We start from the raw sequence: 23,750 nt of genomic DNA on the forward strand, positions 1-23,750 counted from the left end.
TCAAGCGCAACATCAAGCGCAACATCAAGCGCAACATCAAGCGCAACATCAAGCGCGGCACCGCGTAGCGAGCACGTGTGAGGCGTCCGGGGGGACGGCGCACACGTGACGCGGTGCTGCGTCGCTCCCTGTTGCGGGCGCATGCCGTGGTGGCGTGCTGCGCACCACCAGAGAGTGATCCGGCAGACGTTGTGCGGCATGACCGTGTGCAGCCGAACATTCCCCGAGCTGCACCATTGCGCATAATTTTCCTGCCCGGCCCGGGCTATGATGCCGACACAGGCACTGGCTGGCGAGAAGCGATTCCCGGGCCGAGACTTTTTCCTTTCACGACGTTTTCTCCATGAAGCCACCGATGGCCCCCGCCGCACCGCTCGCCGAAGGACTCAGCGCGAGTGCGCGCCGCATTGCCGTGCCATCCATTCTTCTGGGCACCTTCCTCGGCAATCTCGATGCCTCCATTGCGAACGTTGCGCTGCCGACCATCGCGCGCGATCTCGTGGCCGATCCGGCGGCGACCGTCTGGGTCGTCAACGCCTATCAACTGATTTTCGCGATGGCCGTGCTGCCGCTCGCGGCGCTGGGCGAGAAGCTCGGTTACCGGCGGGTGTTTCTGTTCGGCGTGGCGGGATTCACGCTGGCATCGCTCGGCTGTGCGCTGGCGCCGAGCCTGTCGTGGCTCGTTGCGGCGCGCGTGGTGCAGGGGCTGTGCGGCGCGTGTATGTCGACTATCGTCCCCGCGTTGTTGCGTATGGTCTTTCCGCAACACATGGGCGGACGCGCCATCTCCTTGCTTGCCCTGACGGTCGCGCTGTCGACAGCCGCCGGACCGAGTGTCGCGGCGGCAATCCTGTCGCTCGGCGACTGGCGCTGGCTGTTCGCCATCAATCTGCCGATCGGACTGGTCGCGCTGGCGGCGTCCGCCCGGTTCCTGCCGCGCACGCCGGGGGCCGAGCGTCGCATCGATGTGCCGGGGGCATTGCTCAATGCCGCGACGCTCGCGCTCATCATCATTGGTCTGGGACACATCGGTGAAGCGGGCCATCACGGCGTGGCCGCGTTGCAGATCGTGCTCGGGCTGATCGTCGCCGTGGTGCTCGTGCGACATCAGCGCAGCCGACCGGCGCCGTTGTTGCCGCTGGATCTGCTGCGCGTGCCGGTACTGGCGCTGTCATCGCTCACGTCGGTGGCCTGCTATATGGCGCAGACGCTGGCGTACGTCGGCATGCCTTTCCTGTTGCAGCACACCTTTGCCCGTGGCGAAGCGGCGACCGGGTTGCTGATTACCCCCTGGCCGCTGGTGATCGTGTTCATCGCCCCGTTGGCCGGGCGTTTGTCGGATCGCTTCGACAGCACCCACATGAGCGCGCTCGGGCTGGGGGTGTTTGCGGCGGGGCTGGCGCTGCTCGCGTGGTTGCCCGCCGACGCGAGCGACTGGGGCATTGCGTGGCGCATGGTGATCTGCGGCATCGGTTTCGGTTTTTTCCAGACGCCGAACAACCGGATCATCATGATGGGCGCACCGCGCGAGCGCAGTGGCGCGGCAAGCGGGCTGATGACGATTGCGCGCACGGTGGGCATGACGCTCGGTGCCGCAGTGGTGGCGCTGCTGTTCGATCTGTATGGCGACGGCGGTGCGCGGGCGGCCATGATCTGCGCGACGGCGCTGGCCGCACTCGGGGGCGGGGTCAGTTTGTTGCGGGTCCGGGCGAAGGCGCGGGCCGGCAGGTAAAACGACGGACGCTGCGCGCCTGCACCGCCGATTTCGACATCTTGTATGTGGAATGTATGGGAATCAAACGACGAGGGCCGGCGGCGTAAGGCGGGCCGGGCGAATTTGTCAAAGCGGGCCTCGCGCGATAGCATCTTGCCTTGCTGTGACGGCGCCGCGTTCCCGGGCTTGAGGGACGCATTCACTGACGGCGTCGGTCATGTTCACGTATCTCCTCGCAAGAATCCGCTATCTCCGTGCCTTCTTCTCACGTTCTGAGCCGGCGACGCCGGGCGCTTCGCGCCCGTAGCGAGCACGGCACGCGCGGTCCGGTCTGGCTGTTCGATCTGGACAACACGTTGCACCGCGCGTCTCACGCGATCTTTCCGCGCATTAACCGCGCGATGACCGCCTATATCGTCGAGAAACTGGGGTTGGGGCAGGACGAAGCCAATCTGTTGCGCTCGACCTACACGGAACGCTATGGCGCGGTGCTGCTCGGGCTGATCCGGCATCACGCCATCGATCCGCATGAATTTCTCGCGCGCGTTCACGAACTGCCGCCGCTGGCCGAGGTGCTGCGCGCCGAGCGGGGCATCGCGCGACTGCTGGCCGGTTTGCCGGGACGCAAGATTCTGCTGACGAATGCGCCCGCGCATTACGCCATGCCGATCGTTGAGGCGCTGGACATCCGTCGGCATTTCGAACGTTGCGTGAGCATCGAGGACATGGCGGACCGTCGTGCCTGGCGCGCAAAACCGGACGCGACGATGCTGCGTCGTCTGCTCGTACGCGAGGGGCTGGCGCCCGCGCAGACGTGGCTCGTCGAGGACACGCGTACGCACCTCAAACACCTGCGACATTTCGGCATCAAGACAGTCTGGATCACGGGGCATCTGCCGATCAGAAACAGTCTTGGTAAGGTCATGCCGCGAAGTGGCCGCCCACACTACGTGGATATCAAAGTACAATCTCTGCGCGAGTTACGGGCGTGCCTAGCGACCGGGGAAGGCGCGAAACGCGTGGCCCGGGCCGTCCGACAATCAAATCCCAACTGATAACGACCAGACGATGCAGCAGGAAAACTCTTCGAACGGCGCCGGTTACGGCACCGCCGATGCGCTGGAGGCCGCGCCAGCGCCGGTGAAGACCACCCGTCCCAAGCCGGGCGAGCGCCGCGTGCAGGTATTGCAAACCCTTGCCGCCATGCTCGAAACGCCCAAGGGCGAGAAGATCACGACGGCCGCGCTGGCAGCGCGCCTCGATGTTTCGGAAGCGGCGCTCTACCGTCACTTCGCGAGCAAGGCCCAGATGTTCGAAGGCCTGATCGAATTCATCGAACAGACCATCTTCGGTCTGATCAATCAGATTTCCGCACAGGATCAGGACGGCGTGTCGCAAGCACGCGCCATCGTGCTGATGCTGCTCGGTTTCGCCGAGAAGAACCCCGGCATGACGCGCGTACTGACCGGCGAAGCGCTGGTCGGTGAACACGAGCGTCTGCAAGAGCGCATGAACCAGTTGCTCGACCGCATCGAGGCGTCGCTGCGCCAGGTGCTGCGTCTGGCGGCGGCACAAGGCACGTTGCCGGAAACGTTCGACGCCAATTCGCGGGCCAACCTGCTCGTGTCCTACGTGCTCGGCCGCTGGCACCGTTTCGCCAAGAGCGGCTTCAAGCGCTCGCCGGCCGAAGGCGCTGAGCCGCAAGTCGCGGCACTGCTGCGCTAAGCCGGTGGTCTGCGCCCTGTGCGCAGATTACGTTATACTTTTGCAACACGCGATGAGGCAGACGCAATACCGTCGGGCCTTGTCGCGATGATTGGCGCGCCGATTTGGTGACTCGCTTGCGGGCGCGCGAATGACTCTGCCGGAGACACTCCGGCGTGGGACATTCACTAAAAATGCGGCTAAAGAGGTCGTTCGCGCACCCCGCCGTTTTTCCGTCGACCCCTTTTCCCGCACAGAACGCTTCAGGACTTCGTCCGTCGATTCGTATCGTCTTATGAATCGGCGCAGACGTTGGCCGGCATGTTTCGGACAGGGATTTATGGAATCTTCAATCGGAATCGTCACGCCGCAGCGGATGCATTTCGCTGAGCCGCTGGCCTTGCAGAACGGCAGCACCCTCGCGGGCTACGACCTGATGGTCGAGACCTACGGCGAGCTCAATGCCGATCGCAGCAATGCGGTGCTGGTGTGTCACGCGCTCAATGCGTCGCATCACGTGGCGGGCATCGCCGCCGACAACCCCAAGGATGTCGGCTGGTGGGACAACATGGTCGGCCCGGGCAAGCCGCTCGACACCAATCGCTTCTTCGTCATCGGGGTGAACAACCTCGGTTCGTGCTTCGGCTCGACCGGGCCGATGAGTCTCGACGAATCCACCGGCACGCCCTACGGCGCGCGCTTCCCGGTCGTCACCGTCGAGGACTGGGTCAACGCGCAGGCACGGGTAGCCGACGTCTTCGGCATCCGCAAATTCGCCGCCGTGATGGGCGGCAGTCTCGGCGGCATGCAGGCGCTCGCGTGGAGCATCATGTATCCCGAGCGAGTGGGGCACTGTCTGGTGATCGCCTCCACACCGAAGCTTTCCGCACAGAACATTGCGTTTAACGAAGTGGCGCGCTCGGCCATCCTGTCCGATCCGGATTTCCACGGCGGCGACTATTACGCACATGGCGTGGTGCCGCGTCGCGGGCTGCGCGTGGCACGCATGATCGGGCACATCACGTATCTGTCCGACGAAGACATGGCGACCAAATTCGGCCGGGCATTGCGACGTGCCGAAGCGCTGGTCGACGATATCAAGGCCGGGGCCAACGGTAATGGAAGCGGCAACGGAAACGGCAAGGACGACGGCTATCGCTTCAGCTTCGACGTGGAGTTCGAAGTCGAGTCTTACCTGCGCTATCAGGGCGACAAGTTCGCCGAGTATTTCGACGCCAACACGTACCTGCTGATCACGCGCGCGCTCGACTATTTCGATCCGGCGCGTACGGTCGGCGGCGATCTGGCGAAGGCGCTGTCGCACACGTCGGCGAAGTATCTGATCGTGTCGTTCACGACCGACTGGCGTTTCGCGCCGACGCGTTCGCGCGAGATCGTCAAGGCGCTGCTCGATACGCGTCGCACGGTCAGCTACGCCGAAATCGATGCGCCGCACGGTCACGATGCTTTCCTGCTTACCGATTCGCGTTACCACAATCTGGTGCGCGCCTATTACGAACGTATCGCCCAGGAGGTCGGGGTATGAGTCAGTCCACCATTTCGGCGAACGGCGTAGGCGGTGTGTCGCTCAGTGCACAGGCGGCGCAACTGGCGGCGTCGCGCGATCGCATCTCGGCATCGCTTGCGGATCGTCCCGACTTCCGGGTTATCGCACGATGGATCGAACCGTCGTCGCAGGTCCTCGATCTCGGGTGCAGTGACGGGTCGTTGCTGCGTCTGCTGACCGATGAACTCGGTGTGAGCGGGTACGGCATCGAGATCGACGACGCGGGCGTGCTGGCGTCGGCGCAACGTGGCATCAACGTCGTTCAGCAAAATATGGAAGACGGCTTGAAGCTCTTCGAGGATCAGAGCTTCGATACGGTCATTCTGTCGCAGACGTTGCAGACCATTCACCGCACGGCGGACATCTTGCGTGAGACGGTGCGCGTGGGACGCGAAGCCATCGTCTCTTTCCCAAATTTCGGCTACTGGCCGCATCGTCTGTCGGTGTTGCAGGGACGCATGCCGGTGTCGAAAAGCTTGCCGTTCCAGTGGCACAACACGCCGAACGTGCGTGTGCTGACGATCAAGGATTTCGAGGCGCTGGCGCCGGACGTCGGTGTGAAAATTCTGGATCGTGCGGTGTTGCATAACGGGCGACTCGTGTCGGTGGGCGCGAACTGGCGTGGTAGTCTTGCGGTCTATCGCGTCAAGCGTTCCTGAACCGACGGCAGCGTGCGGGGCAGCGTAGCGCCGGGCCCCTGACGGAAGCAGACACGGGGGCCGGGTGCCATGCGCCGCAGGCGGCTGGCCCCAACTGTCCTTTCCATGACCGATTCGCTGCGGCCCGACGACGGGCGCGTCTTTCACCCCACGCGGATGCTCATCTGCGTGATTCTCGGGTTCACCTCCGGTCTGCCGCTTTTCATCCTGCTCAATCTCGTGCAGGCATGGTTGCGCAGCGAGCATGTCGATCTGAAGTCGATCGGTCTGTTCGCACTGATTCAGTTCCCCTACACCTGGAAGTTTCTGTGGGCACCGCTCATGGACCGTTTCGCGCCCAATCTGCTGGGTTGGAAACCGGGGCGGCGTCGCGGCTGGATGTTCATCACGCAGTTGCTGGTGGCCGGGGCGGTGGCCATCATGGGGACGTATTCGCCGCAGCGCGATCTGATGACGATTGCGGCGCTCGCGGCGGCGCTGGCGTTCTTCAGTGCGAGTCTCGACATCTGTCTGGATGCCTACCGGCGCGAGCTGTTGTCCGACCGTGAGCAGGGGCTGGGTACGGCGATGCATGTGAACGCGTACAAGGTCGCGGGTCTGGTGCCGGGATCGCTTGCGCTGATCATGGCCGACCATCTGCCGTGGGCGCAGGTGTTTTTTGCGACGGCGGCGTTCATGCTGCCGGGTATCGTGATGACGCTGGTGGTGAAGGAGCCGGAGATTCGCGGCACGCCGCCGAAGACGTTGCGCGAGGCGGTGGTTGAGCCGTTCCACGAGTTCGTCACGCGCGGCGGGTGGTCGCAGGCGCTGCTGGTGCTGGCGTTCATCTTTCTGTACAAGCTGGGCGATTCGATGGCGACGTCGCTGGCCACGTCGTTCTATCTGGATTTGGGTTTCACGAAGACGCAGATTGGCGTGGTCGCGAAGGCGACGAGTCTGTGGGCGAGCGTGGCGGGCGGCATCATCGGCGGGATCTGGCTGATCAAGCTGGGCATCAACCGGGGGCTGTGGGTGTTCGGCGTGCTGCAACTGGTGTCGGTACTGGGCTTCGCATGGCTGGCGGAAGCGGGCGCGGTGGTGGCGGGGTTGGGCGCGGTGATCGCGTTCGAGGCGTTCACGGCGGGGTTGGGGACGGCGGCGTTCACGGCCTACATTGCGCGCACGACCGACCCGCGCTACACGGCAACGCAGTTCGCGTTGTTCACGAGTCTGGCGTCGGTGCCGCGCACGTTCGCGAATGCGGGCACGGGCTACATCGTGGACGGTGTGGGCTGGCTGACGTTCTTCCTCATCTGCACGGCACTCGCGGTGCCGGGCATGCTGCTACTACCCAAGGTCGCTCCGTGGGGCGCCGACGACGACGGCGGTGACGGCGTGCCTGCGGCAGGTGGGGCGCGGTAAGCCTGTAGAGCGGTAGATTCCGCTCGTTCAGATGCAATGGCGGCCGGTTCGAAAGCATCGGCCGTTTTTCATTTCAGAGATTTCATATCACTCGAACATCGCATTTTGCGATATATTTTTGCGTCCCCCCGACGATCGATGAATTTGCTTTTCTGGAAAGGCGGGGGCATGCGGGTGATTTCCAAGGCGCGACTCAGAGAGTTCTGGTTGAACCGTCCAGACGCGCAAGACGCCATGACGGCGTGGTATCGATTGGCGTCGGCCTGTCCGGCGGAGAATTTGTCGGCCTTGAAGCAATGGTTCGGGAGTGCAGACTACGTTCCACCGCGATTTACCGTGTTCAACGTGGGTGGCAACAAGTTCCGGGTTGTGACCTGCCTTCACTACGATCAACAGAAGCTCTACATTCGGGGTGTGTTCTCGCATCGCGAGTACGACGCATGGAGCAAAGGGAATCGACGATCATGAAACGAAGACAATCTCTCGGGAACCTGCCGTTGATGGCGCAGACCTGGGCATTGCTTCAGGCGCAAGCGCATCTGCGCCCGATTCGGAGCGTCGCCGATTATCGTCAGATGGTGAAGCTGGCTGATGTGCTGGCCGATAACCTCGATGAGGACGATCGAAACAATCCGCTAACCTCGTTGTTCGATATCGTGACCGATCTGATCGAGCTGTGGGAGTCGCAGCATGTGGAGATGCCGCATGCGGAACCGCGCGAGGTCTTACGGCATTTGATGACTGAGCATGGGCTCCGGCAAAAGGACTTGCTGGATGTCGCGTCACAAACCTTGCTAAGCGACATTCTCTCGGGGCGACGCGCCATCAGCAAGACCGTGGCCAAAAAGTTGGCGACGCGTTTTCACGTTGATGCGGCCGTGTTTCTTTAAACAAACCACGCTGCCAAACAAAAAGGCCAATCCCGCAAGGATTGGCCTTCTGTTTTTCACTTGCCGTACCTGCCGCAAGACTTACAGCTTGTGATCGTAGTCCACCGTCAGCGGTGCGTGATCGCTGAACTTGATGTCGCGGAACACCGACGTCGTTTTTGCTTTGCCCGCGATGCCCGGCGTGGCGATCTGGTAGTCGATGCGCCAACCGACGTTCTTCGCATACGCCTGTCCGCGATTGCTCCACCACGTGTATTGCTCGGCGCGCTGGTCCAGCGTGCGGAAGACGTCCACATAACCGTGATCGTCGAACAATTGGGTGAGCCACGCACGTTCTTCTGGGAGGAAACCCGAGTTCTTCAGGTTGCCCTTCCAGTTCTTGATGTCGATTTCCTTGTGCGCGATGTTCACGTCGCCGCACAGCACGACTTCACGTCCGGCGGCCTTGAGCGCGAGCAGATGCGGCATAAAGTCGGCCATGAAGCGGAACTTCGCCGCCTGACGTTCCTCGCCGCTCGATCCCGACGGGATGTACACCGAGATCACCGACAGATTGCCGTAACGCACCTCGACGTAACGACCCTCCGCGTCGAACTCCGTATTGTTCCAGCCGATGACGATGTCGTCCGGCTCGCGTCGCACGTACACGCCCGCGCCGCTGTAGCCTTTCTTCTCGGCGTAGTGGAAGTAGCCCTGATAGTCGTGCGGCTTGAGAAAGTCCGGCGTCATGTCCGGCAACTGCGCCTTGATTTCCTGCACGCAGAGGATGTCGGCGTCCTGATTGCCGAACCACTCGAAGAAGCCCTTCTTGGCGGCCGATCGCACGCCGTTCAGATTCGCGGTAATGATGCGCATGAGTGTCGAAGTGTCGCGCCGTCGTGCGACAACACGACAGCAAGGGGGAAATTTGTCAGCGGCAAGGATACCGCAATCGTCGGATGACGTCGGATCGCCCCCCGCAAACCGGATGCGCCGATGTCGTGACACCTGGGATGCCCCCGGCATCGGCACGCGCCGTCGAGCACGGCATGGCAGGCAAACTTTCGCCTGCCGTCAGGTGCGACGCGCTCCGCCCGCGATGGCGGCCTTGGCCTCGCCGTCGCCGCCCGGGCCGAGAATGTCGCGGGCCAGCGCGAGCCAGCGTCGCGCCGCGTGCGAAAGGTAGGAGTCGCGCCGCCATGCCATCGCCAGATCCCACGGAATTTCCGGGTCGCGCACGTCGGTCATCACGAAACGCTTCGGATCCAGCCGCGCGCAGAAAGGCTCCGGCAACAGCGCGATCCCCACGCCGTTGTCCACCATCGAGGCAATGAAGTCCCACTGGCTGGAGCGTCCGGCAATCTTTGGCGTGAAACCTGCCCGCTGACACGCGGCAATCACGAACTCCGAGAGCGCAAACCCTTCGCCATAGAAGACGAAAGGCTCATCGCGCAATTCTCCGAGACCGACCGAGGCTCGTCCTTCCCAGCGGGAGTCGCGCGGTGCGATCAGCCGCAGCCGGTAGTGACACACCGGCAGCACCTCCAGCACCGTCGGATCCACCGGCAGCAGCACCGCGCCCAGTTCGATCTCACCCGCGAGCAATGCCTGCTCGATGGCCCGCGACCCGGTCTCGAACAACTTCATCTCGATATCGGGATAGTGCTGGTGAAATGCGCCGATCACCGGGATGAACAGATCGCCGCCGAGCGGGGGGATGCCGATGGACAGCTCGCCCCGGGAAACCGTCTCGAGGTCGGCCAGCTCCTGCTGCAACCGCGCGTGGGCCGCGAGTACGTCCTGACCGCGCTCGAAGACAACGCGTCCCGCGTCGGTCAATTGCAGCCGACGTCCCATGCCACGCTCCTCGCGCAACATCAGCGGGGTGCCCAGTTCGTCTTCCAGCGCCTTGACCATCTTGCTCACGGTCGGCTGTGTGACGAAAAGCGCTTCGGCCGCCGCCGTGAAGCTCTGCTGTCGCACAACTTCAACAAATCCTCGCAACGCACGCAGTTCCATTTTGGTTCTCTCGAGTGCACCTTAATGGTGCCGAATGGACGAAAGCCCCGTCCCGTAAGGCTTCGCCATGCACTATTAGGGTTAATACTTAAATTATTCCAGTTTGGAATCGATTTGATACGACTAATTCATTATATTTATGTTGCGGTGCTTCCTATACTGCTTCTCATATTCGTGAAAACCCTTAGGGAGCCCGCCATGACCAAGACGATCGCCAGCCGTGTGTATACCCGCAGCAAGGGCATTGTCAGTGTGCTCTGGCAGATTGCGCTCCTCACGGGCATCTATCTGGCAGCCGATGCTGCGTCGCGTCATTTTCATCTGCCCCTGCCGGGCGGCGTGCTGGGTCTGCTGGTCGTCGTGGCGCTGCTCATGAGCGGCGTGCTGAAGACGGAGAAGATCAAGCGCGGCGCGGAGTGGTTTCTGGCCGAGATGATCCTCTTCTTCGTGCCGCTGGTCGCCGCCGTCATGCAATACACCGACCTGCTGCGTCAGGAAGGCCTGCAACTGCTGGCCGTGATCGGCGTGGGCACGGTGCTCGTGATGGTCTCGACGGCGCTGGCCGTGGACTTCGCCTGCCGTGCCGAACGTCATCTGAAGCGCGCCCTCGTTCGCATTCCGGCTCGCCGTGCGCATGCGCACGACGCCCGCTAATGCCGCGCGAGTCTTGCCACACTTTCCGCGCGTCTAGCGGTTGCCGGGACTTGTCATGAATCATACGGCGCTCCTGCTGCTCGTTCTTACCGTCTTCTTCTATTACGTCTCGAAGCGCCTGTACGCGCGCTTCGGCAAGGTGTGGCTCGGGCCGGCGATCCTTGCCCCGATTCTTGTCATCGGCGTGATGATCGGCGGCGATATTTCCTATACGACATACATTGCCGATTCGCGCTGGCTCGTGTGGCTGCTCGGGCCCACGACGATCGCCTTTGCGGTGCCGATCTACGAGCATCGCGACATCATCCGCCGTCACGCTTTCGCGCTGACGTTCGGCGTGCTCGTGGCGATGGTCGTGGCCGTGGGCAGTTCGTACGTGCTCGCCCGGTTGTTCGAACTGCCGCCCGAGATGGCGCGCAGCCTGCTCGCCCGCTCCATCTCCACGCCGTTCGCGCTGGTCGTGTCCGATCAGCTCGGCGGCTCGCGCGATCTCGTCGGGCTCTTCGTCATCATTACCGGCCTGATCGGCATGCTGCTCGGCGAGGCATTGCTCTCGTGGCTGCCGCTGCGCACGCGCATGGCCCGGGGCGCACCGTTCGGCGCAGGCGCGCATGGGTTCGGCACGGCCAAGGCGCGTCAGATCGGTGGCGAAGAGGGCGTAGTCGCCAGCCTCGTCATGATGATCAACGGCGTGCTCATGGTGCTCGCCGCACCGTTGATCGCCCATCTCCCGCTCTGAGAAAAAATAACCCTTCGGGCGTCGCCCCTGACGCAACGCGGCCCATCAGTTTTGCTACAATGCCGGGGTCTTGAGGAGCGTTGCGACAGCCGAAGTGCTGCCAGGCTCAAGATCCTTCCTATTGGCCCCGCCGGCCGCCGGATTACCCCCGGATCGTTGGCGAGTGGGCCCCAAGAACGGCGCTCACGTCCCAACTATCTAGACTTTAGAGAAAGGAGGCGTGATGAACGCCGTAGTCGATTCGAAGTTTTCCGATTTCCACGTTGCCGATATCAAGCTGGCCGACTGGGGCCGCAAAGAGCTGACCATCGCCGAGAGCGAAATGCCGGGTCTGGTCGCCACGCGCGCCGAGTTCAAGGCCAGCCAGCCGCTCAAGGGCGCCCGCATCGCCGGTTCGCTGCACATGACCATTCAGACGGGCGTGCTCATCGAGACGTTGACCGCGCTGGGCGCCGAAGTGCGCTGGGCCTCGTGCAACATCTTCTCGACGCAAGACCACGCGGCTGCCGCCATCGCCGCTGCCGGCATTCCGGTGTTCGCCTTCAAGGGCGAGTCGCTCGACGAATACTGGGAATACAGCCACCGCATTTTTGAATGGCCGAACGGCGAGTTCGCCAACATGATTCTCGACGACGGTGGCGATGCCACGCTGCTGCTGATTCTGGGCAGCAAGGCCGAGAAGGACATCTCGGTCGTCGGCAACCCGACGAACGAAGAAGAAGTCGCGCTGTACGCGTCGATCAAGCGTCACCTGGAAGTCGATCCGCAGTGGTACAGCAAGCGTCTGTCGCAGATCAAGGGCGTGACGGAAGAGACCACCACGGGCGTGCACCGTCTGTACCAGATGGAAAAGGACGGCACGCTGCCGTTCCCGGCCATCAACGTGAACGACTCGGTCACCAAGTCGAAGTTCGACAACCTGTACGGCTGCCGCGAGTCGCTCGTCGACGGTATCAAGCGTGCTACCGACGTGATGATCGCCGGCAAGATCGCGCTCGTGGCCGGTTACGGCGACGTGGGTAAGGGTTGCGCGCAAAGCCTGCGCGGCCTGGGCGCCACGGTGTGGGTCACGGAAATCGACCCGATCTGCGCACTGCAGGCGGCGATGGAAGGCTACCGTGTCGTGACGATGGATTACGCTGCCGACAAGGCCGACATCTTCGTGACGGCGACCGGCAACTTCCACGTGATCGATCACGACCACATGGCCGCGATGAAGCATCAGGCCATCGTGTGCAACATCGGTCACTTCGACTCGGAAATCAACGTGGCGTCGACCCGCAAGTACCAGTGGGAAAACATCAAGCCGCAAGTCGATCACATCATCTTCCCGGACGGCAAGCGCATCATCCTGCTCGCGGAAGGCCGCCTCGTGAACCTCGGTTGCGCCACGGGCCACCCGTCGTTCGTGATGAGCAACTCGTTCACGAACCAGACGCTCGCCCAGATCGAACTGTTCGTGCACGGCGCCAAGTACAAGAGCAGCGTGTACGTGCTGCCGAAGCATCTGGACGAGAAGGTGGCGCGTCTGCACCTGGGCCGTATCGGTGCCGAACTGACCGTGCTGAGCGACGATCAGGCGAAGTACATCAGCGTTGACAAGAACGGTCCGTTCAAGCCGGCTCACTACCGCTATTGATCGTTCGTTTGTGTCGCCGGGCTGCCGCTAGCGCTTAACGATGGCGGCAGGCTGCCGGTGCCTCGCACGGAGGGGTGCGACGCGCCGGCAGGCGGCGACAACACGGTGCGGCGGCGTCAGTTGCCGCCGCGCTCGCATTTCCCTGTATTTCCCAACGCCGGTGACGGTAGACGTCCGTGCCCGGCATGCACAACGGAGCTTGCCATGCGTCTGCTGCTGATTTGGCTCATCAATGCCATCGCGCTTCTCGTTTTGCCGTACATCGTGTCGGGCGTTCAGCTCAAGGGCATCGGCACGGCGCTGATCGTTGCGGTCGTGCTCGGCCTGATCAACGCGTTCCTGCGTCCGCTGCTCGTCGTGCTCACGTTGCCCGTGACGGTGGTCACACTGGGGCTGTTCATCTTCGTCATCAACGCGCTGTTGTTCTGGCTCGCCTCGCACGTGGTCAAGGGCTTCGAAGTCTCGGGCTTCTGGGCGGCGCTCTTCGGCTCGCTGCTGTACAGCCTGATCTCGTGGATTCTGTCGGCGCTGGTGTTCGGCGGCGATCGCGCCACCAACGTCTGAGTCTCAACGCCGTCGCGTCGTCATGTTGTCGCGTCGGCGGTTATTTGCAGGAAACCCGTAAGTCATGTCGCAAGCTCTTCGTGCCGATCAGGCCCTCGTCTCCCGGGGGCTTGCCGCGTCGCGCACCGTCGCCCAACGTCTGATCGATGCCGGTCGTGTGTATTACGCGGGCACGGAAACGGCGCTCAAGAAGGCCAGCCAGCCGGTGGCGAGCGATGAAGTGCTGGAAGTGCGTGCGGCGGCCGACGGCCTGCCGGGGGAAGATCGCTACGTGTCGCGCGGGGGGTTGAAACTCGCCGGCGCGCTGATACAGACGGGACTCGATGTGACAGGGCGTGCGGCCCTCGACGTCGGTCTGTCGACCGGCGGCTTCGCAGATTGCCTGTTGCAGGCGGGCGCGGCGCAGGTCGTGGGTGTCGACGTCGGGCACGGACAACTGCATCAACGACTGATGGGCGAGCCTCGGCTGGTGTCGCTCGAAGGGATCAATGCGCGGCATCTGTCGCGCGAGATGCTCGACGAACGTCTGGCTGAAGCCACTGAAGCCACGCCGGACGACGCCCCGAAGACGGTGCCCGCAGCGGGCTTCGATCTGATCGTCGGCGACGTGTCGTTCATCTCGCTCACGCTGGTGCTGCCGGCGCTCGCACCGCTGCTGGCGGCGGGCGGCGATCTGCTGATGCTGGTCAAGCCGCAATTCGAAGTGGGACGGGAGCACATCGCACGCGGTGGCCTCGTGAAAGATACCGCGCAGTACGCGCAAGTAGAGACAAAAATCCGCACCGCCTGTGAAGCGCTCGGACTGACGGTGGCCGCCTGGCTCGACAGTCCCATCGCCGGCGGCGACGGCAACCGGGAGTTTTTCGTGCACGCCACGCATGCGGCATGAGCGGCTCTCTCGATAACAAGACGATCATGACGCAACCTTCCTTCAGTTTCGAATTCTTCCCGCCCAAGACCGCCGACGGCGCGGAGAAGCTGCGCGCTACGCGCGAGCAACTGTTCCCGCTCGGCCCGAAGTTCGTCTCGGTGACGTTCGGTGCCGGTGGTTCGACGCAGCAGGGCACGCTCGACACCGTCATCGAAATCCAGCGCGAAGGCGTGGAAGCCGCGCCTCACCTGTCGTGCGTCGGCTCGACCAAAGACAACATCCGCGAGATCCTCAATACCTACCGGGGTAACGGCATTCGTCACATCGTGGCGCTGCGCGGCGACCTGCCGTCAGGGATGGGCGAGATCGGGGAGTTCCGTTACGCGTCGGAGCTGGTCGAATTCATTCGCGCCGAGACCGGAGACTGGTTCCACATCGAAGTGGCCGCGTACCCGGAATACCACCCGCAAGCCAAGTCGCCGCGTCTGGATCTGGAGCACTTCGCCAACAAGGTGAAGGCGGGCGCCAATGCTGCGATCACCCAGTACTTCTTCAACGCCGACGCCTACTTCCGTTTCGTCGACGATGCTTCGCGGCTCGGCGTGACGGTGCCGATCGTGCCGGGCATCATGCCTATCACGAATTACTCGCAGATGATGCGGTTCTCGGAGATGTGCGGCGCTGAAGTGCCGCGCTGGATCGCCAAGCGCCTGGAAGGATTCGGCGACGATCGCGAGTCGATCCGGGCTTTCGGCCTCGATGTGGTCACGGCGCTGTGTGAGCGCTTGCTCAAGGACGGCGCGCCGGGACTGCACTTCTACACGCTCAACGCCGCGTCGGCGACCAAGGCGATGTGGCAGCGTCTGGGTCTGTAAGGCGCGTCGCGCAATCGTTTGCCAATCGATTGCGGGTCAGAAGTCAATCCTGATCATAATTGGGTGATTTCCTATGCAAAAACACCACAAATCCTCCATTCGGTAGGGATTTGGTGTGTTGTTACGCGGGTGAAGCTTCAGTAATATCCCTCGAGAGTTCGGTGGCGCCATGCTACCGAGCGTCAACTCAACCTCGAGGAGCCTATGAAACAGACTCTCACCCTGCGTTTGCTGTTGGCTGCAACTGCGCTGGCCGGTGCGACGGCGATGATGCCCGCATCTGCTGTCGAGCTCCCGAACAAGACCCTCGTCTATTGCTCCGAGGGCAGCCCCGCCGGTTTCGATCCGGGGCAACTCACCACCGGTACCGATTTCGATCCCGCCGACGCCATCTACAACCGGCTCATCGCCTTCGTGCCGGGTGAGACTGGCGTGATGCCGTCGCTGGCGGAGAAGTGGGATATCTCGCCGGACAACAAGATCTATACCTTCCACCTGCGCAAGGGTGTGAAGTTCCACACCACCGATTACTTCAAGCCCACGCGCGACTTCAACGCCGAAGACGTGAAGTTCACGTTCGAGCGCATGGGCGATCGCGAAATGCCGTTCCGCAAGGCCTATCCGACGGAATTCCCGTACTACGTGGACATGGGCATGCAGGCGGACATCGACCGCATCGAGATCGTCGATCCGTACACCGTGCGCTTCGTGCTCAAGAAGGTCGATGCGCCGTTCATCCAGAATCTGGCCATGTCGTTCGCGTCGATCCTGTCGAAGGAATACGCAGACAAGCTGCTCGCGGCGAACAATCCGCGTGACATCGCCCTCAAGCCGGTCGGCACCGGTCCGTTCATCTTCCGCAGCTACACGAAGGACGCCACGCTGCGCATGGACGGTAATAAGGAGTACTGGAATACGAACCTGCCGCCGAAGGTGGGCAAGCTCGTCTTCGCCATCACGACGGACGCCAACGTGCGTATCCAGAAGCTCAAGCGCAACGAGTGCCAGGTGGTGACGTACCCGCGTCCGGCGGACGTGGACGCGCTCAAGGCCGACATTCAGGCGCAGGGCAAGGCATCGAAGATCAAGATGCCGGATCAGGTCGGGTTCAACCTCGGCTACGTGGCCTATAACGTCAAGAAGGCGCCGCTCGATCGCGTGGAAGTGCGTCAGGCGCTCGACATGGCGATCAACAAGCAGGCGATTCTCCAGTCGGTGTACGGCTCGGCCGGACAGTTGTCGAACGGTGCGCCGATGCCGCCGACGCAATGGTCCTACGACAAGAACATCAAGCAGGCCGCGTACGATCCGGAGAAGGCCAAGGCGCTGCTCGACAAGGCGGGCGTGAAGGGTGTCGAAATCACGCTGTGGGCCATGCCGGTGCAACGTCCGTACAACCCGAACGGCAAGCTGATGGCCGAGATGATTCAGGCCGACTGGGCGAAGATCGGCGTGAAGGCCAACATCGTCACGTACGAATGGGGCGAGTACATCAAGCGTGCCAAGGCGGGCGAGCATGACGCGTTGCTCATCGGCTGGACGGGCGACAACGGCGACCCCGACAACTGGCTCGGCGTGCTGCTCGGCTGCGATTCGATGAACGGCAACAACTTCTCGAAGTGGTGCTACAAGCCGTTCGACGACCTGATCAAGCAGGCGCGTCAGACCACGGACCAGAAGGAGCGCACCAAGCTCTACACGCAGGCGCAGGAGATCTTCACGCAGCAACTGCCGTTCTCGCCCATTGCGCACTCCACGCAGTACAAGCCGATGGCGACGAACGTGAAGGGCTTCAAGCTCAGCCCGTTCAGCCGTAACAGCTTCGCCGGCGTGTCGCTCGACTAAGACTGGACGCCGCCGGACGAAGTGGTATCAAGCCGGATCAGATGATCCGGACCGGACATTGCCGACGATCTCGGCGATGTCCGGCGCACACAACAAGAAAGTCGACTGGCCCGGCCGCCGCGCCCGGGCCAGGTCGCAGCAAGTGGACAGAAGACCGTCCGAGACTGACTAACGCGGCAAAGTGCCGCCCGTCCCTGCCGGGGGCGGGCAGCGCGCGATGCCCCCACGGAACATTCCTATGCTGAGATTCGTCCTGAGACGACTAGGCATGGTGATACCGACGTTCATCGGCATCACTATCCTCGCGTTCGCGCTCATTCACCTCATTCCCGGCGATCCGATCGAGGTGCTGGTGGGCGAGCGTAATCTCGACCCCGTCATGCACGCCGAAGCGATGAAGCGACTGGGGCTCGATCAGCCACTCACCACGCAATATTTCGTCTATCTGAAGCACGCGGCGCAGGGTGACCTCGGGCGCTCCATCGTGACCAACGAGGGCGTGCTTCACGAGTTCTTCGCGCGTTTCCCCGCCACGCTCGAACTGGCCTTGTGCGCGATGATTTTCGCGCTGGTCGTGGGCTTGCCCGCTGGCGTGGCCGCGTCGCTCAAACGCGGCAAGATGCTCGACCACACCACCATGGGCGCAGCGCTCACCGGCTACTCCATGCCGATCTTCTGGTGGGGGCTGCTGCTCATCATGCTGTTCTCCGTCGACTTGCAGTGGACGCCCGTGTCGGGGCGCATCGGTGTCGAGTACGACGTGCCCAGCGTGACCGGCTTCATGCTAATCGACACATTGCTGTCGGGCGACGAAGGGGCGTTCGCGTCGGCGTTCAGCCATCTGATCTTGCCGACCATCGTGCTCGGCACGGTGCCGCTGGCGGTGATCGCACGCATGACGCGCTCGGCGATGCTCGAAGTGCTGCGCGAGGATTACATCCGCACGGCGCGGGCGAAGGGGCTGTCGCCGTGGCGCGTGATCGTCGTGCATGCCCTGCGCAATGCGCTGATTCCCGTCATCACGGTGATCGGGCTGCAAGTCGGCACGTTGCTCGCGGGGGCGGTGCTCACCGAGAACGTGTTCTCGTGGCCTGGCATCGGCAAATGGCTGATCGACGCCATTCTCCGGCGCGACTATCCGGTGGTGCAGGGCGGCATTCTGCTCATCGCGACGGGCGTGATTCTGGTCAACCTGCTGGTCGACGTGCTCTACGGCGTCGTCAACCCGCGCATCCGGCACTGAGGAGGTCATCGATGAGTGACACGCCTGCTACGCTGCCGCCTCCCGCCGCGGTCACGGCGACGCCTCGTGCGCGCCTGATCCGGGAGTTCCTGCGCAGCTTTACCTCCAACCGCGGCGCGACCGTCGCGGCCATCATTCTGTTGCTGATGTTCGCGGCGGCGATTCTCGCGCCGCTGATCTCGCCGCACAGCCCCATCGAACAGTACCGGGACTTCGTAAAGATTCCGCCCGCGTGGTTCGAGGGCGGCAACGCCAAATTCCTGCTGGGCACTGACGAAGCCGGACGCGACATTCTTTCGCGCCTGATTTATGGATCGCGTCTGTCGTTCTGGATTGGTCTGTCGTCGGTGGTGCTGTCGCTGATTCCCGGCATTCTGCTTGGGCTGCTGGCAGCCTTTTTCCCGCGCTGGCTCGACACGCCGATCATGCGTCTGATGGACATGATGATGGCGCTGCCGTCGCTGCTGCTGGCGGTGGCTGTGGTGGCCGTGATCGGTCCGGGGCTTGCCAACACGACCATCGCCATCGCGATCGTGACGTTGCCCGCGTACGTGCGTCTGACGCGCGCGGCGGCCATCGGCGAGTTGCAGCGCGAATACGTCGTGGCGTCTCGCATGGCGGGCGCGGGCACGCTGCGTCTGATGTTCTCGACGGTGCTGCCGAACTGCGCGGCGCCGCTCATCGTGCAGGCGACGCTGAGTTTCTCGGTGGCCATTCTCGACGCGGCGGCGCTCGGCTTCCTCGGCCTGGGCGTGCAACCGCCGCTCGCGGAGTGGGGCTCGATGCTCGCGTCCGCGCGCGACTACATGGAAAGTGCCTGGTGGATCGTGACGCTGCCGGGACTTGCGATCGTCATCTCGGTCCTTGCCATCAACCTGGTCGGCGACGGCCTGCGCGATGCCCTCGACCCCAAACTGAAGCGAATCGCATGAGTCTGCTCTCCATTCGAAATCTATCGGTCGACTTCGACGGCGCGCGCGCGGTCGATGCCATCGACCTCGACGTCGGTCAGGGCGAGATTCTCGGCGTGGTCGGTGAATCCGGTTCGGGCAAGAGCGTGACGATGCTCGCGCTCATGGGCCTGATCGACGCCCCGGGGCGCGTGAGCGCCGACGAGGTGCGCTTCGACGGCAAGGATCTGCTGGGGGCGTCCAAGCGTGAGCGTCGCAACATCGTCGGGCGCGACGTCTCGATGATCTTTCAGGATGCGCTCACCAGCCTGAACCCGAGCTACACCATCGGCTATCAGATCGGCGAGGTGCTGCGTCGGCACATGGGCTTGCGCGGACGGGCGCTGCGCGAGCGCATCGTCGAGTTGCTGGAGCAGGTTGAGATTCCCGATGCCGCGAACCGCCTTGGCGCCTATCCGCATCAACTCTCCGGCGGGATGAATCAGCGGGTGATGATCGCGATGGCGATCGCCTGCCGTCCCAAGCTGCTGATCGCCGACGAGCCGACGACTGCGCTCGACGTCACCATTCAGGCGCAGATCATGGCGCTGCTGCTGCAACTCCAGAAGGATTACGGCATGTCGCTCGTGCTGATTTCCCACGACCTTGCCGTCGTGGCCGAAGTCGCGCACAAGGTGGCGGTCATGTATGCGGGGCAGGTGATCGAGGTCCAGCAGGTGCCGGCGCTGTTCGATGCACCGCACCATCCCTACACGGAAGCTTTGCTTTCCGCGATCCCGGAGCACAACCGAGGGGTGCGCCGGCTGCATACGCTGCCGGGGGTGGTGCCGGGACGCGACGACCGTCCGGCGGGGTGTCTGCTCTCGCCGCGTTGTCCCTATGCCGACGCCCACTGCCGCGAGGTGCAGCCCGCGCTCATGCCCTACGTGGGGCCGAGTGCTGTGGGTTCGCCGCGTGTGCGGTGTTTCAAGCCATTGCCGCATGCGGTGGCTGAGGTCTCGGGTGGTCGTTCGACGGGAGGTGCGCAATGAGTGAAACGGTTTTCGCGACACCGCCGGGAAGTCCGCAGGTGGGGGCGTCGGGTGGGAATGTGGTGTTATCCGCGCAGGATTTGACGCGTTTTTATACCGTGGGTCGCGGCATGTTCCGCGGGGTGGCGAGCGTCAAGGCGCTAAATGGCGTGTCGTTCGAGCTGAAGGCTGGCCGCACGCTGGCAGTCGTCGGAGAGTCGGGGTGCGGCAAATCGACGCTGGCGCGGGTGCTGACATTGATCGAAGCCCCCACGTCCGGCAGACTCTTCGTCGATGCGACCGAGACGACGGCAGCCTCTGCGGGCGAGCTGGCGCCGTTACGCACGCGGATTCAGATGGTGTTCCAGAACCCGTATGCGTCGCTCAACCCGCGCAAGACGGTAGGGCAGGCGCTCGATGAGCCGCTGGCCATCAATACGTCGCTCAGCCGCGCCGAGCGGGGCGAGAAGATCGCCGAGATGATGCGCACGGTGGGTTTGCGTCCGGAGCATGTGGCGCGTTATCCGCACATGTTCTCGGGCGGCCAGCGTCAGCGTGTGGCGATTGCCCGGGCGATGATTCTGTCCCCGGCGATTGTGGTGGCGGATGAGCCCGTTTCGGCCCTGGATGTCTCAATTCAGGCACAGATCCTGAATCTTTTCATGGATTTGCAGGACCGATACGCGACGAGTTACGTATTCGTGTCGCATAATCTCGCGGTGGTCGAGCATGTGGCCGACGACGTCATGGTGATGTATCTCGGCCGCGCGGTCGAACACGGTCCCAAGGCCACCGTGTTCGGCAAGCCGCTGCATCCGTACACCAAGGCGTTGATGTCGGCGACGCCGGCGATCAAGGCGTCCGAGCGTCGTGTGAAGATTCCGCTGATCGGCGAATTGCCTTCGCCGCTGCGTCCGCCGCCCGGGTGTGCCTTTGCGCCGCGCTGCCCGTATGCCATCGACCGTTGCCGTGAGGAAGTGCCGCAATTGCGCGAATTCGAGGGACGTCTGGTGGCGTGCCATCGGGTCGAAGACATAGAGGGATAACGAGATTGGGTGGACCACCACGCGCGACACCCGTTCGCCGGGGCGTTGCTTTGACCGGCTGGCTGCTGGGTTGCTTGCTCATGACGCTCGCCGTCACGCTGGACGCGGCATCGACTGCGGCCCCGCGCGCGGTGGTGCCGCGAACCTTCCCGTTGGTGGTCCCGGAGCCCGGTGAACCGCCGCCGGGCGCCAATCTCCCGTTCTATGAAGCCCGCAAGGGCGACATGACCATCTACGTGATGGGCACCCTGCACGTCGGCAAGCCCGACGACTACCCGTTCCGCAAAGTCGTGGTCGATGCGCTGCGCGTGTCGAAGGTGGTGGCGTTCGAGCTCTCGCCCGACGATCTGACGATGTCGCAGGACGACGTGCAGAAATACGGCATGTGTACGCGGGCCTGTCTGCCTCGATTGATCCCTGCGCCGCTATGGCGCAAGTTGCGCGACCGGCTCAAGAGCAATCCGCCCATGCTCGCCGAGATTCGTCACATGCGGCCGTGGCTGGCGGCGCTGCTCGTCGAGACGCTGGACTCGATGGGCGCCGATTTGCAGACCGAGTACGGCACGGAAAACCAGTTGGAGAACATCTATCGCGGCCGGATCGTCGGTCTCGAATCGCTCGCCGAGCAGATGGATGCCTTCACCGGTCTGACCGGGGCGCAGCAAAACGAGCTGTTGGCACAGGAGTTGGTGCTCACCCCGAAGACGGCGACGGCGCAGGTCGAGGAGTTGCACCGGCTGTGGCGGGCGGGGGATGCCGAGCTGGTGTTCGACTGGTCGCAGAGCAAGGCGGCGCAGGTGCGACGCAACGTGGCACTGGCCGACGCCATCGACGAGCGCATTCTCTATTCGCGCAACCGGCGTTTTCTCGCACGCATGCTGTTCCTGGCGGACCCGGGCAAGCCGGTATTCGTCGCGATCGGCACGTTGCATCTCGGCGGCCCGCATGGCGTGCTGCAACTGCTGCGCGAACACGGGTTCTCGGTCGCGCAGCGTTGAAACATCGGTAGTCGATCCGACTGTCCGACCAGTCATCGGAAAATTGGGCGATTCACATAGGAATCGCCCGAGAAATCTCCCGACCCGATTGACTCGCCCATCCCTGACGATTAATTTGGCAACACTCGTGTGAGTGGCCCCCCGCCCAAATCCTAGTCAGGAATCACGATGCAGATTGTCGATCACCATCTCAACACCTTTTCACGCCGGCAGTCGGTCCTTGCCGTTGGTTCATCCCTACAAACCAGTCACGACGCGGACGACGACCAGGTCATTCGAGAGAAGATTCAGCGCGGACGGATGGACATCGCCGCAGGGAGAGTTATTGCTGGAGACATTCTCGAAGCCGAGTGCGAAGCACTGTTCGGATGACGTAAGGCGTCTGGATGAACTATCGACGGACCCGGTGGACCGTCGAAGCGGCAGATGAACGAAAGCGAATATTGAGAGACATCGCGAGGCACGACAAAGGCGCCGCGAAGCGCATGAATCAATTGTTCAGGACGTCTGTCGACCGGCTGGAAAGGTTCCCGGGATTTGGTCGCTTAGGCGACATCCCGGGCACGAGGTATCTAACGGTCCACAAAAACTATCGCGTCATTTACCAAATCGAGAAGGAGTACGTAGAGGTGCTCGCCGTGCATCACGTGAAACGGCAGGCCATTCCAATGTCATAGTGTTACCCGGCGGCCCCCGCATCCCTTCACGCCAGCATCCCCCGCGCTTCGATAAAGCTGATGATCTCCTGAAGGCCTTTGCCTTCCTTCATGTTCCCCATCACGAACGGACGCATTCCCCGCATCTTCTGCGTGTCGGAACGCATGATGTCGAGCGACGCGCCGACGTACGGGGCGAGATCGGTCTTGTTGATCACCAGCAGGTCAGACTTGGTGATGCCCGGGCCGCCCTTGCGCGGAATCTTCTCCCCGCCGGCGACATCGATCACGTAGATCGTCAGGTCCGACAACTCGGGGCTGAACGTTGCCGCGAGATTGTCGCCACCGGACTCGATGAAGACAACGTCTGCATCCGGAAAACGATCGAGCATGCGTTCGACGGCTTCGAGGTTGATCGATGCATCTTCACGAATCGCCGTGTGCGGACAACCGCCCGTCTCGACGCCGAGGATGCGTTCGGGTTCCAGCGCACCCGCGACCGTGAGCAGGCGCTGGTCTTCTTTCGTGTAGATGTCGTTGGTGATGACGACGAGATCGTAACGCTCGCGCATGGCCTTGCAGAGCATCTCGGTCAGTGTGGTCTTGCCGGAGCCGACGGGGCCTCCGATGCCGACACGCAGCGGCGGATTCTTCTTGGTACGACGGGCGTTGGCAGTTGTCGTCATGGCGAATGTCGTGGTGGCGGTGAAATTGCGAAATGGGCTAAATGGAGCCAAATGGAACGAAACAGGACGAAGTGGAACGA

General features: G+C 63.0%; 26 protein-coding genes and 1 riboswitch. Of the genes, 22 read left to right on the plus strand and 4 right to left on the minus strand.

All coding sequences use genetic code 11. The annotated features are described in order from the left end of the window. Positions 1-371: CRISPR-associated protein Cas5 (gene cas5, locus A9762_RS29410; RefSeq protein WP_139133169.1), on the minus strand; the 371-nt coding region annotated here is incomplete at its 3' end. Here cas5 and A9762_RS10660 point away from each other — a divergent pair. The 8 genes from A9762_RS10660 (at position 344) to A9762_RS10695 (ending at position 7,935) form a co-directional block, all read left to right on the plus strand. After that, positions 344-1,732: an MFS transporter gene (locus tag A9762_RS10660; protein WP_240493505.1), complete on the plus strand. Its 1,389-nt coding sequence runs from the start codon at positions 344-346 to the stop codon at positions 1,730-1,732. The two genes, cas5 and A9762_RS10660, sit on opposite strands and share 28 nt — an antisense overlap. A gap of 236 nt (positions 1,733-1,968) precedes the next feature. After that, the gene (locus A9762_RS10665; RefSeq protein ID WP_083253826.1) at positions 1,969-2,769 is read left to right on the plus strand and encodes an HAD-IA family hydrolase; all 801 of its coding nucleotides are present in this window, start codon (positions 1,969-1,971) and stop codon (positions 2,767-2,769) included. 13 nt (positions 2,770-2,782) lie between these two features. Then, positions 2,783-3,439, plus strand: coding sequence for a nucleoid occlusion factor SlmA (slmA, locus tag A9762_RS10670; RefSeq protein ID WP_063389806.1), 657 nt, complete (start codon positions 2,783-2,785; stop codon positions 3,437-3,439). Positions 3,440-3,758: 319 nt separating this feature from the next. Then, positions 3,759-4,964 carry a homoserine O-acetyltransferase gene (locus A9762_RS10675; RefSeq protein ID WP_069342029.1) on the plus strand — a complete coding sequence of 402 codons (1,206 nt, stop codon included), beginning with the start codon at positions 3,759-3,761 and terminating at the stop codon, positions 4,962-4,964. After that, on the plus strand, positions 4,961-5,644 hold the full coding sequence (gene metW, locus A9762_RS10680; protein WP_240493506.1) for a methionine biosynthesis protein MetW: 684 nt from the start codon (positions 4,961-4,963) through the stop codon (positions 5,642-5,644). The genes A9762_RS10675 and metW overlap by 4 nt, the downstream gene beginning before the upstream one ends. Before the next feature lie 105 nt (positions 5,645-5,749). Then, positions 5,750-7,045: an AmpG family muropeptide MFS transporter gene (locus A9762_RS10685; RefSeq protein ID WP_069342030.1), complete on the plus strand. Its 1,296-nt coding sequence runs from the start codon at positions 5,750-5,752 to the stop codon at positions 7,043-7,045. A gap of 138 nt (positions 7,046-7,183) precedes the next feature. Further along, a complete protein-coding gene (locus A9762_RS10690) occupies positions 7,184-7,513 on the plus strand; it encodes a type II toxin-antitoxin system HigB family toxin (RefSeq protein WP_206093572.1) in 330 nt (109 codons plus the stop codon). Then, complete coding sequence (locus A9762_RS10695) at positions 7,486-7,935, plus strand: type II toxin-antitoxin system HigA family antitoxin (RefSeq protein ID WP_170836225.1); 450 nt, start codon at positions 7,486-7,488, stop codon at positions 7,933-7,935. Before A9762_RS10690 ends, A9762_RS10695 begins: the two co-directional genes overlap by 28 nt. Before the next feature lie 81 nt (positions 7,936-8,016). On the opposite strand, the gene A9762_RS10700 is transcribed toward A9762_RS10695, so the two are convergent. Further along, positions 8,017-8,790: an exodeoxyribonuclease III gene (locus tag A9762_RS10700; protein ID WP_069342033.1), complete on the minus strand. Its 774-nt coding sequence runs from the start codon at positions 8,788-8,790 to the stop codon at positions 8,017-8,019. A 198-nt stretch (positions 8,791-8,988) separates the two neighbouring features. Continuing rightward, positions 8,989-9,933 carry a LysR family transcriptional regulator gene (locus A9762_RS10705; protein ID WP_069342034.1) on the minus strand — a complete coding sequence of 315 codons (945 nt, stop codon included), beginning with the start codon at positions 9,931-9,933 and terminating at the stop codon, positions 8,989-8,991. A 198-nt stretch (positions 9,934-10,131) separates the two neighbouring features. Between A9762_RS10705 and A9762_RS10710 the strand changes: the two genes are divergently transcribed. From A9762_RS10710 to A9762_RS29415, 14 genes are all read left to right on the plus strand, one after another. Next, positions 10,132-10,587, plus strand: a complete 456-nt coding sequence (locus A9762_RS10710; protein ID WP_069342035.1) for a CidA/LrgA family protein — start codon at positions 10,132-10,134, stop codon at positions 10,585-10,587. 55 nt (positions 10,588-10,642) lie between these two features. Next, on the plus strand, positions 10,643-11,326 hold the full coding sequence (locus A9762_RS10715; protein WP_069342036.1) for an LrgB family protein: 684 nt from the start codon (positions 10,643-10,645) through the stop codon (positions 11,324-11,326). A 66-nt stretch (positions 11,327-11,392) separates the two neighbouring features. Further along, positions 11,393-11,518, plus strand: a riboswitch (S-adenosyl-L-homocysteine riboswitch). Positions 11,519-11,549: 31 nt separating this feature from the next. Further along, complete coding sequence (gene ahcY, locus A9762_RS10720; protein WP_069342037.1) at positions 11,550-12,965, plus strand: adenosylhomocysteinase; 1,416 nt, start codon at positions 11,550-11,552, stop codon at positions 12,963-12,965. Positions 12,966-13,169: 204 nt separating this feature from the next. Further along, entirely contained in the window at positions 13,170-13,529 is a 360-nt protein-coding gene (locus A9762_RS10725; RefSeq protein WP_069342038.1) for a phage holin family protein, read from the plus strand. Between the two features lie 64 nt (positions 13,530-13,593). Further along, positions 13,594-14,418: a TlyA family RNA methyltransferase gene (locus A9762_RS10730; RefSeq protein ID WP_069342039.1), complete on the plus strand. Its 825-nt coding sequence runs from the start codon at positions 13,594-13,596 to the stop codon at positions 14,416-14,418. A 26-nt stretch (positions 14,419-14,444) separates the two neighbouring features. Next, positions 14,445-15,275, plus strand: a complete 831-nt coding sequence (gene metF, locus A9762_RS10735; RefSeq protein WP_069342115.1) for a methylenetetrahydrofolate reductase [NAD(P)H] — start codon at positions 14,445-14,447, stop codon at positions 15,273-15,275. 204 nt (positions 15,276-15,479) lie between these two features. Next, positions 15,480-17,120, plus strand: a complete 1,641-nt coding sequence (locus A9762_RS10740; RefSeq protein ID WP_069342040.1) for an ABC transporter substrate-binding protein — start codon at positions 15,480-15,482, stop codon at positions 17,118-17,120. Positions 17,121-17,358: 238 nt separating this feature from the next. Then, positions 17,359-18,363, plus strand: coding sequence for an ABC transporter permease subunit (locus tag A9762_RS10745; protein WP_069342041.1), 1,005 nt, complete (start codon positions 17,359-17,361; stop codon positions 18,361-18,363). Between the two features lie 11 nt (positions 18,364-18,374). Continuing rightward, positions 18,375-19,295, plus strand: a complete 921-nt coding sequence (locus A9762_RS10750; RefSeq protein WP_069342042.1) for an ABC transporter permease subunit — start codon at positions 18,375-18,377, stop codon at positions 19,293-19,295. Continuing rightward, positions 19,292-20,305 carry an ABC transporter ATP-binding protein gene (locus A9762_RS10755; protein WP_069342043.1) on the plus strand — a complete coding sequence of 338 codons (1,014 nt, stop codon included), beginning with the start codon at positions 19,292-19,294 and terminating at the stop codon, positions 20,303-20,305. Before A9762_RS10750 ends, A9762_RS10755 begins: the two co-directional genes overlap by 4 nt. Then, a complete protein-coding gene (locus A9762_RS10760) occupies positions 20,302-21,330 on the plus strand; it encodes a peptide ABC transporter ATP-binding protein (protein ID WP_069342044.1) in 1,029 nt (342 codons plus the stop codon). Before A9762_RS10755 ends, A9762_RS10760 begins: the two co-directional genes overlap by 4 nt. 50 nt (positions 21,331-21,380) lie before the next feature. After that, positions 21,381-22,328: a TraB/GumN family protein gene (locus A9762_RS10765; RefSeq protein ID WP_371442776.1), complete on the plus strand. Its 948-nt coding sequence runs from the start codon at positions 21,381-21,383 to the stop codon at positions 22,326-22,328. Between the two features lie 168 nt (positions 22,329-22,496). After that, positions 22,497-22,700: a hypothetical protein gene (locus A9762_RS10770; protein WP_069342045.1), complete on the plus strand. Its 204-nt coding sequence runs from the start codon at positions 22,497-22,499 to the stop codon at positions 22,698-22,700. Between the two features lie 14 nt (positions 22,701-22,714). Continuing rightward, positions 22,715-23,005, plus strand: a complete 291-nt coding sequence (locus A9762_RS29415; protein ID WP_069342046.1) for a type II toxin-antitoxin system RelE/ParE family toxin — start codon at positions 22,715-22,717, stop codon at positions 23,003-23,005. Positions 23,006-23,031: 26 nt separating this feature from the next. Here the strand turns inward: A9762_RS29415 and ureG are convergent, their stop codons facing one another. Continuing rightward, a complete protein-coding gene (gene ureG / locus A9762_RS10780) occupies positions 23,032-23,670 on the minus strand; it encodes an urease accessory protein UreG (RefSeq protein WP_069342047.1) in 639 nt (212 codons plus the stop codon). Between the last annotated feature and the right edge of the window lie 80 nt (positions 23,671-23,750).

This window comes from Pandoraea sp. ISTKB, assembly GCF_001721285.1.
In the GTDB taxonomy this organism is placed as follows: Bacteria; Pseudomonadota; Gammaproteobacteria; order Burkholderiales; family Burkholderiaceae; genus Pandoraea; species Pandoraea capi.

Bases quoted from the DNA above. Each gene is read 5' to 3' on its own strand.
- A9762_RS10660 (WP_240493505.1), top strand. From the start codon at position 344: ATGAAGCCACCGATGGCCCCCGCCGCACCGCTCGCCGAAGGACTCAGC.
- slmA (WP_063389806.1), top strand. From the start codon at position 2,783: ATGCAGCAGGAAAACTCTTCGAACGGCGCCGGTTACGGCACCGCCGAT.
- A9762_RS10675 (WP_069342029.1), top strand. From the start codon at position 3,759: ATGGAATCTTCAATCGGAATCGTCACGCCGCAGCGGATGCATTTCGCT.
- metW (WP_240493506.1), top strand. From the start codon at position 4,961: ATGAGTCAGTCCACCATTTCGGCGAACGGCGTAGGCGGTGTGTCGCTC.
- A9762_RS10685 (WP_069342030.1), top strand. From the start codon at position 5,750: ATGACCGATTCGCTGCGGCCCGACGACGGGCGCGTCTTTCACCCCACG.
- A9762_RS10690 (WP_206093572.1), top strand. From the start codon at position 7,184: ATGAATTTGCTTTTCTGGAAAGGCGGGGGCATGCGGGTGATTTCCAAG.
- A9762_RS10695 (WP_170836225.1), top strand. From the start codon at position 7,486: ATGGAGCAAAGGGAATCGACGATCATGAAACGAAGACAATCTCTCGGG.
- A9762_RS10700 (WP_069342033.1), bottom strand. From the start codon at position 8,790: ATGCGCATCATTACCGCGAATCTGAACGGCGTGCGATCGGCCGCCAAG.
- A9762_RS10705 (WP_069342034.1), bottom strand. From the start codon at position 9,933: ATGGAACTGCGTGCGTTGCGAGGATTTGTTGAAGTTGTGCGACAGCAG.
- A9762_RS10710 (WP_069342035.1), top strand. From the start codon at position 10,132: ATGACCAAGACGATCGCCAGCCGTGTGTATACCCGCAGCAAGGGCATT.
- A9762_RS10715 (WP_069342036.1), top strand. From the start codon at position 10,643: ATGAATCATACGGCGCTCCTGCTGCTCGTTCTTACCGTCTTCTTCTAT.
- ahcY (WP_069342037.1), top strand. From the start codon at position 11,550: ATGAACGCCGTAGTCGATTCGAAGTTTTCCGATTTCCACGTTGCCGAT.
- A9762_RS10725 (WP_069342038.1), top strand. From the start codon at position 13,170: ATGCGTCTGCTGCTGATTTGGCTCATCAATGCCATCGCGCTTCTCGTT.
- A9762_RS10730 (WP_069342039.1), top strand. From the start codon at position 13,594: ATGTCGCAAGCTCTTCGTGCCGATCAGGCCCTCGTCTCCCGGGGGCTT.
- metF (WP_069342115.1), top strand. From the start codon at position 14,445: ATGACGCAACCTTCCTTCAGTTTCGAATTCTTCCCGCCCAAGACCGCC.
- A9762_RS10740 (WP_069342040.1), top strand. From the start codon at position 15,480: ATGAAACAGACTCTCACCCTGCGTTTGCTGTTGGCTGCAACTGCGCTG.
- A9762_RS10745 (WP_069342041.1), top strand. From the start codon at position 17,359: ATGCTGAGATTCGTCCTGAGACGACTAGGCATGGTGATACCGACGTTC.
- A9762_RS10750 (WP_069342042.1), top strand. From the start codon at position 18,375: ATGAGTGACACGCCTGCTACGCTGCCGCCTCCCGCCGCGGTCACGGCG.
- A9762_RS10755 (WP_069342043.1), top strand. From the start codon at position 19,292: ATGAGTCTGCTCTCCATTCGAAATCTATCGGTCGACTTCGACGGCGCG.
- A9762_RS10760 (WP_069342044.1), top strand. From the start codon at position 20,302: ATGAGTGAAACGGTTTTCGCGACACCGCCGGGAAGTCCGCAGGTGGGG.
- A9762_RS10770 (WP_069342045.1), top strand. From the start codon at position 22,497: ATGCAGATTGTCGATCACCATCTCAACACCTTTTCACGCCGGCAGTCG.
- A9762_RS29415 (WP_069342046.1), top strand. From the start codon at position 22,715: ATGAACTATCGACGGACCCGGTGGACCGTCGAAGCGGCAGATGAACGA.
- ureG (WP_069342047.1), bottom strand. From the start codon at position 23,670: ATGACGACAACTGCCAACGCCCGTCGTACCAAGAAGAATCCGCCGCTG.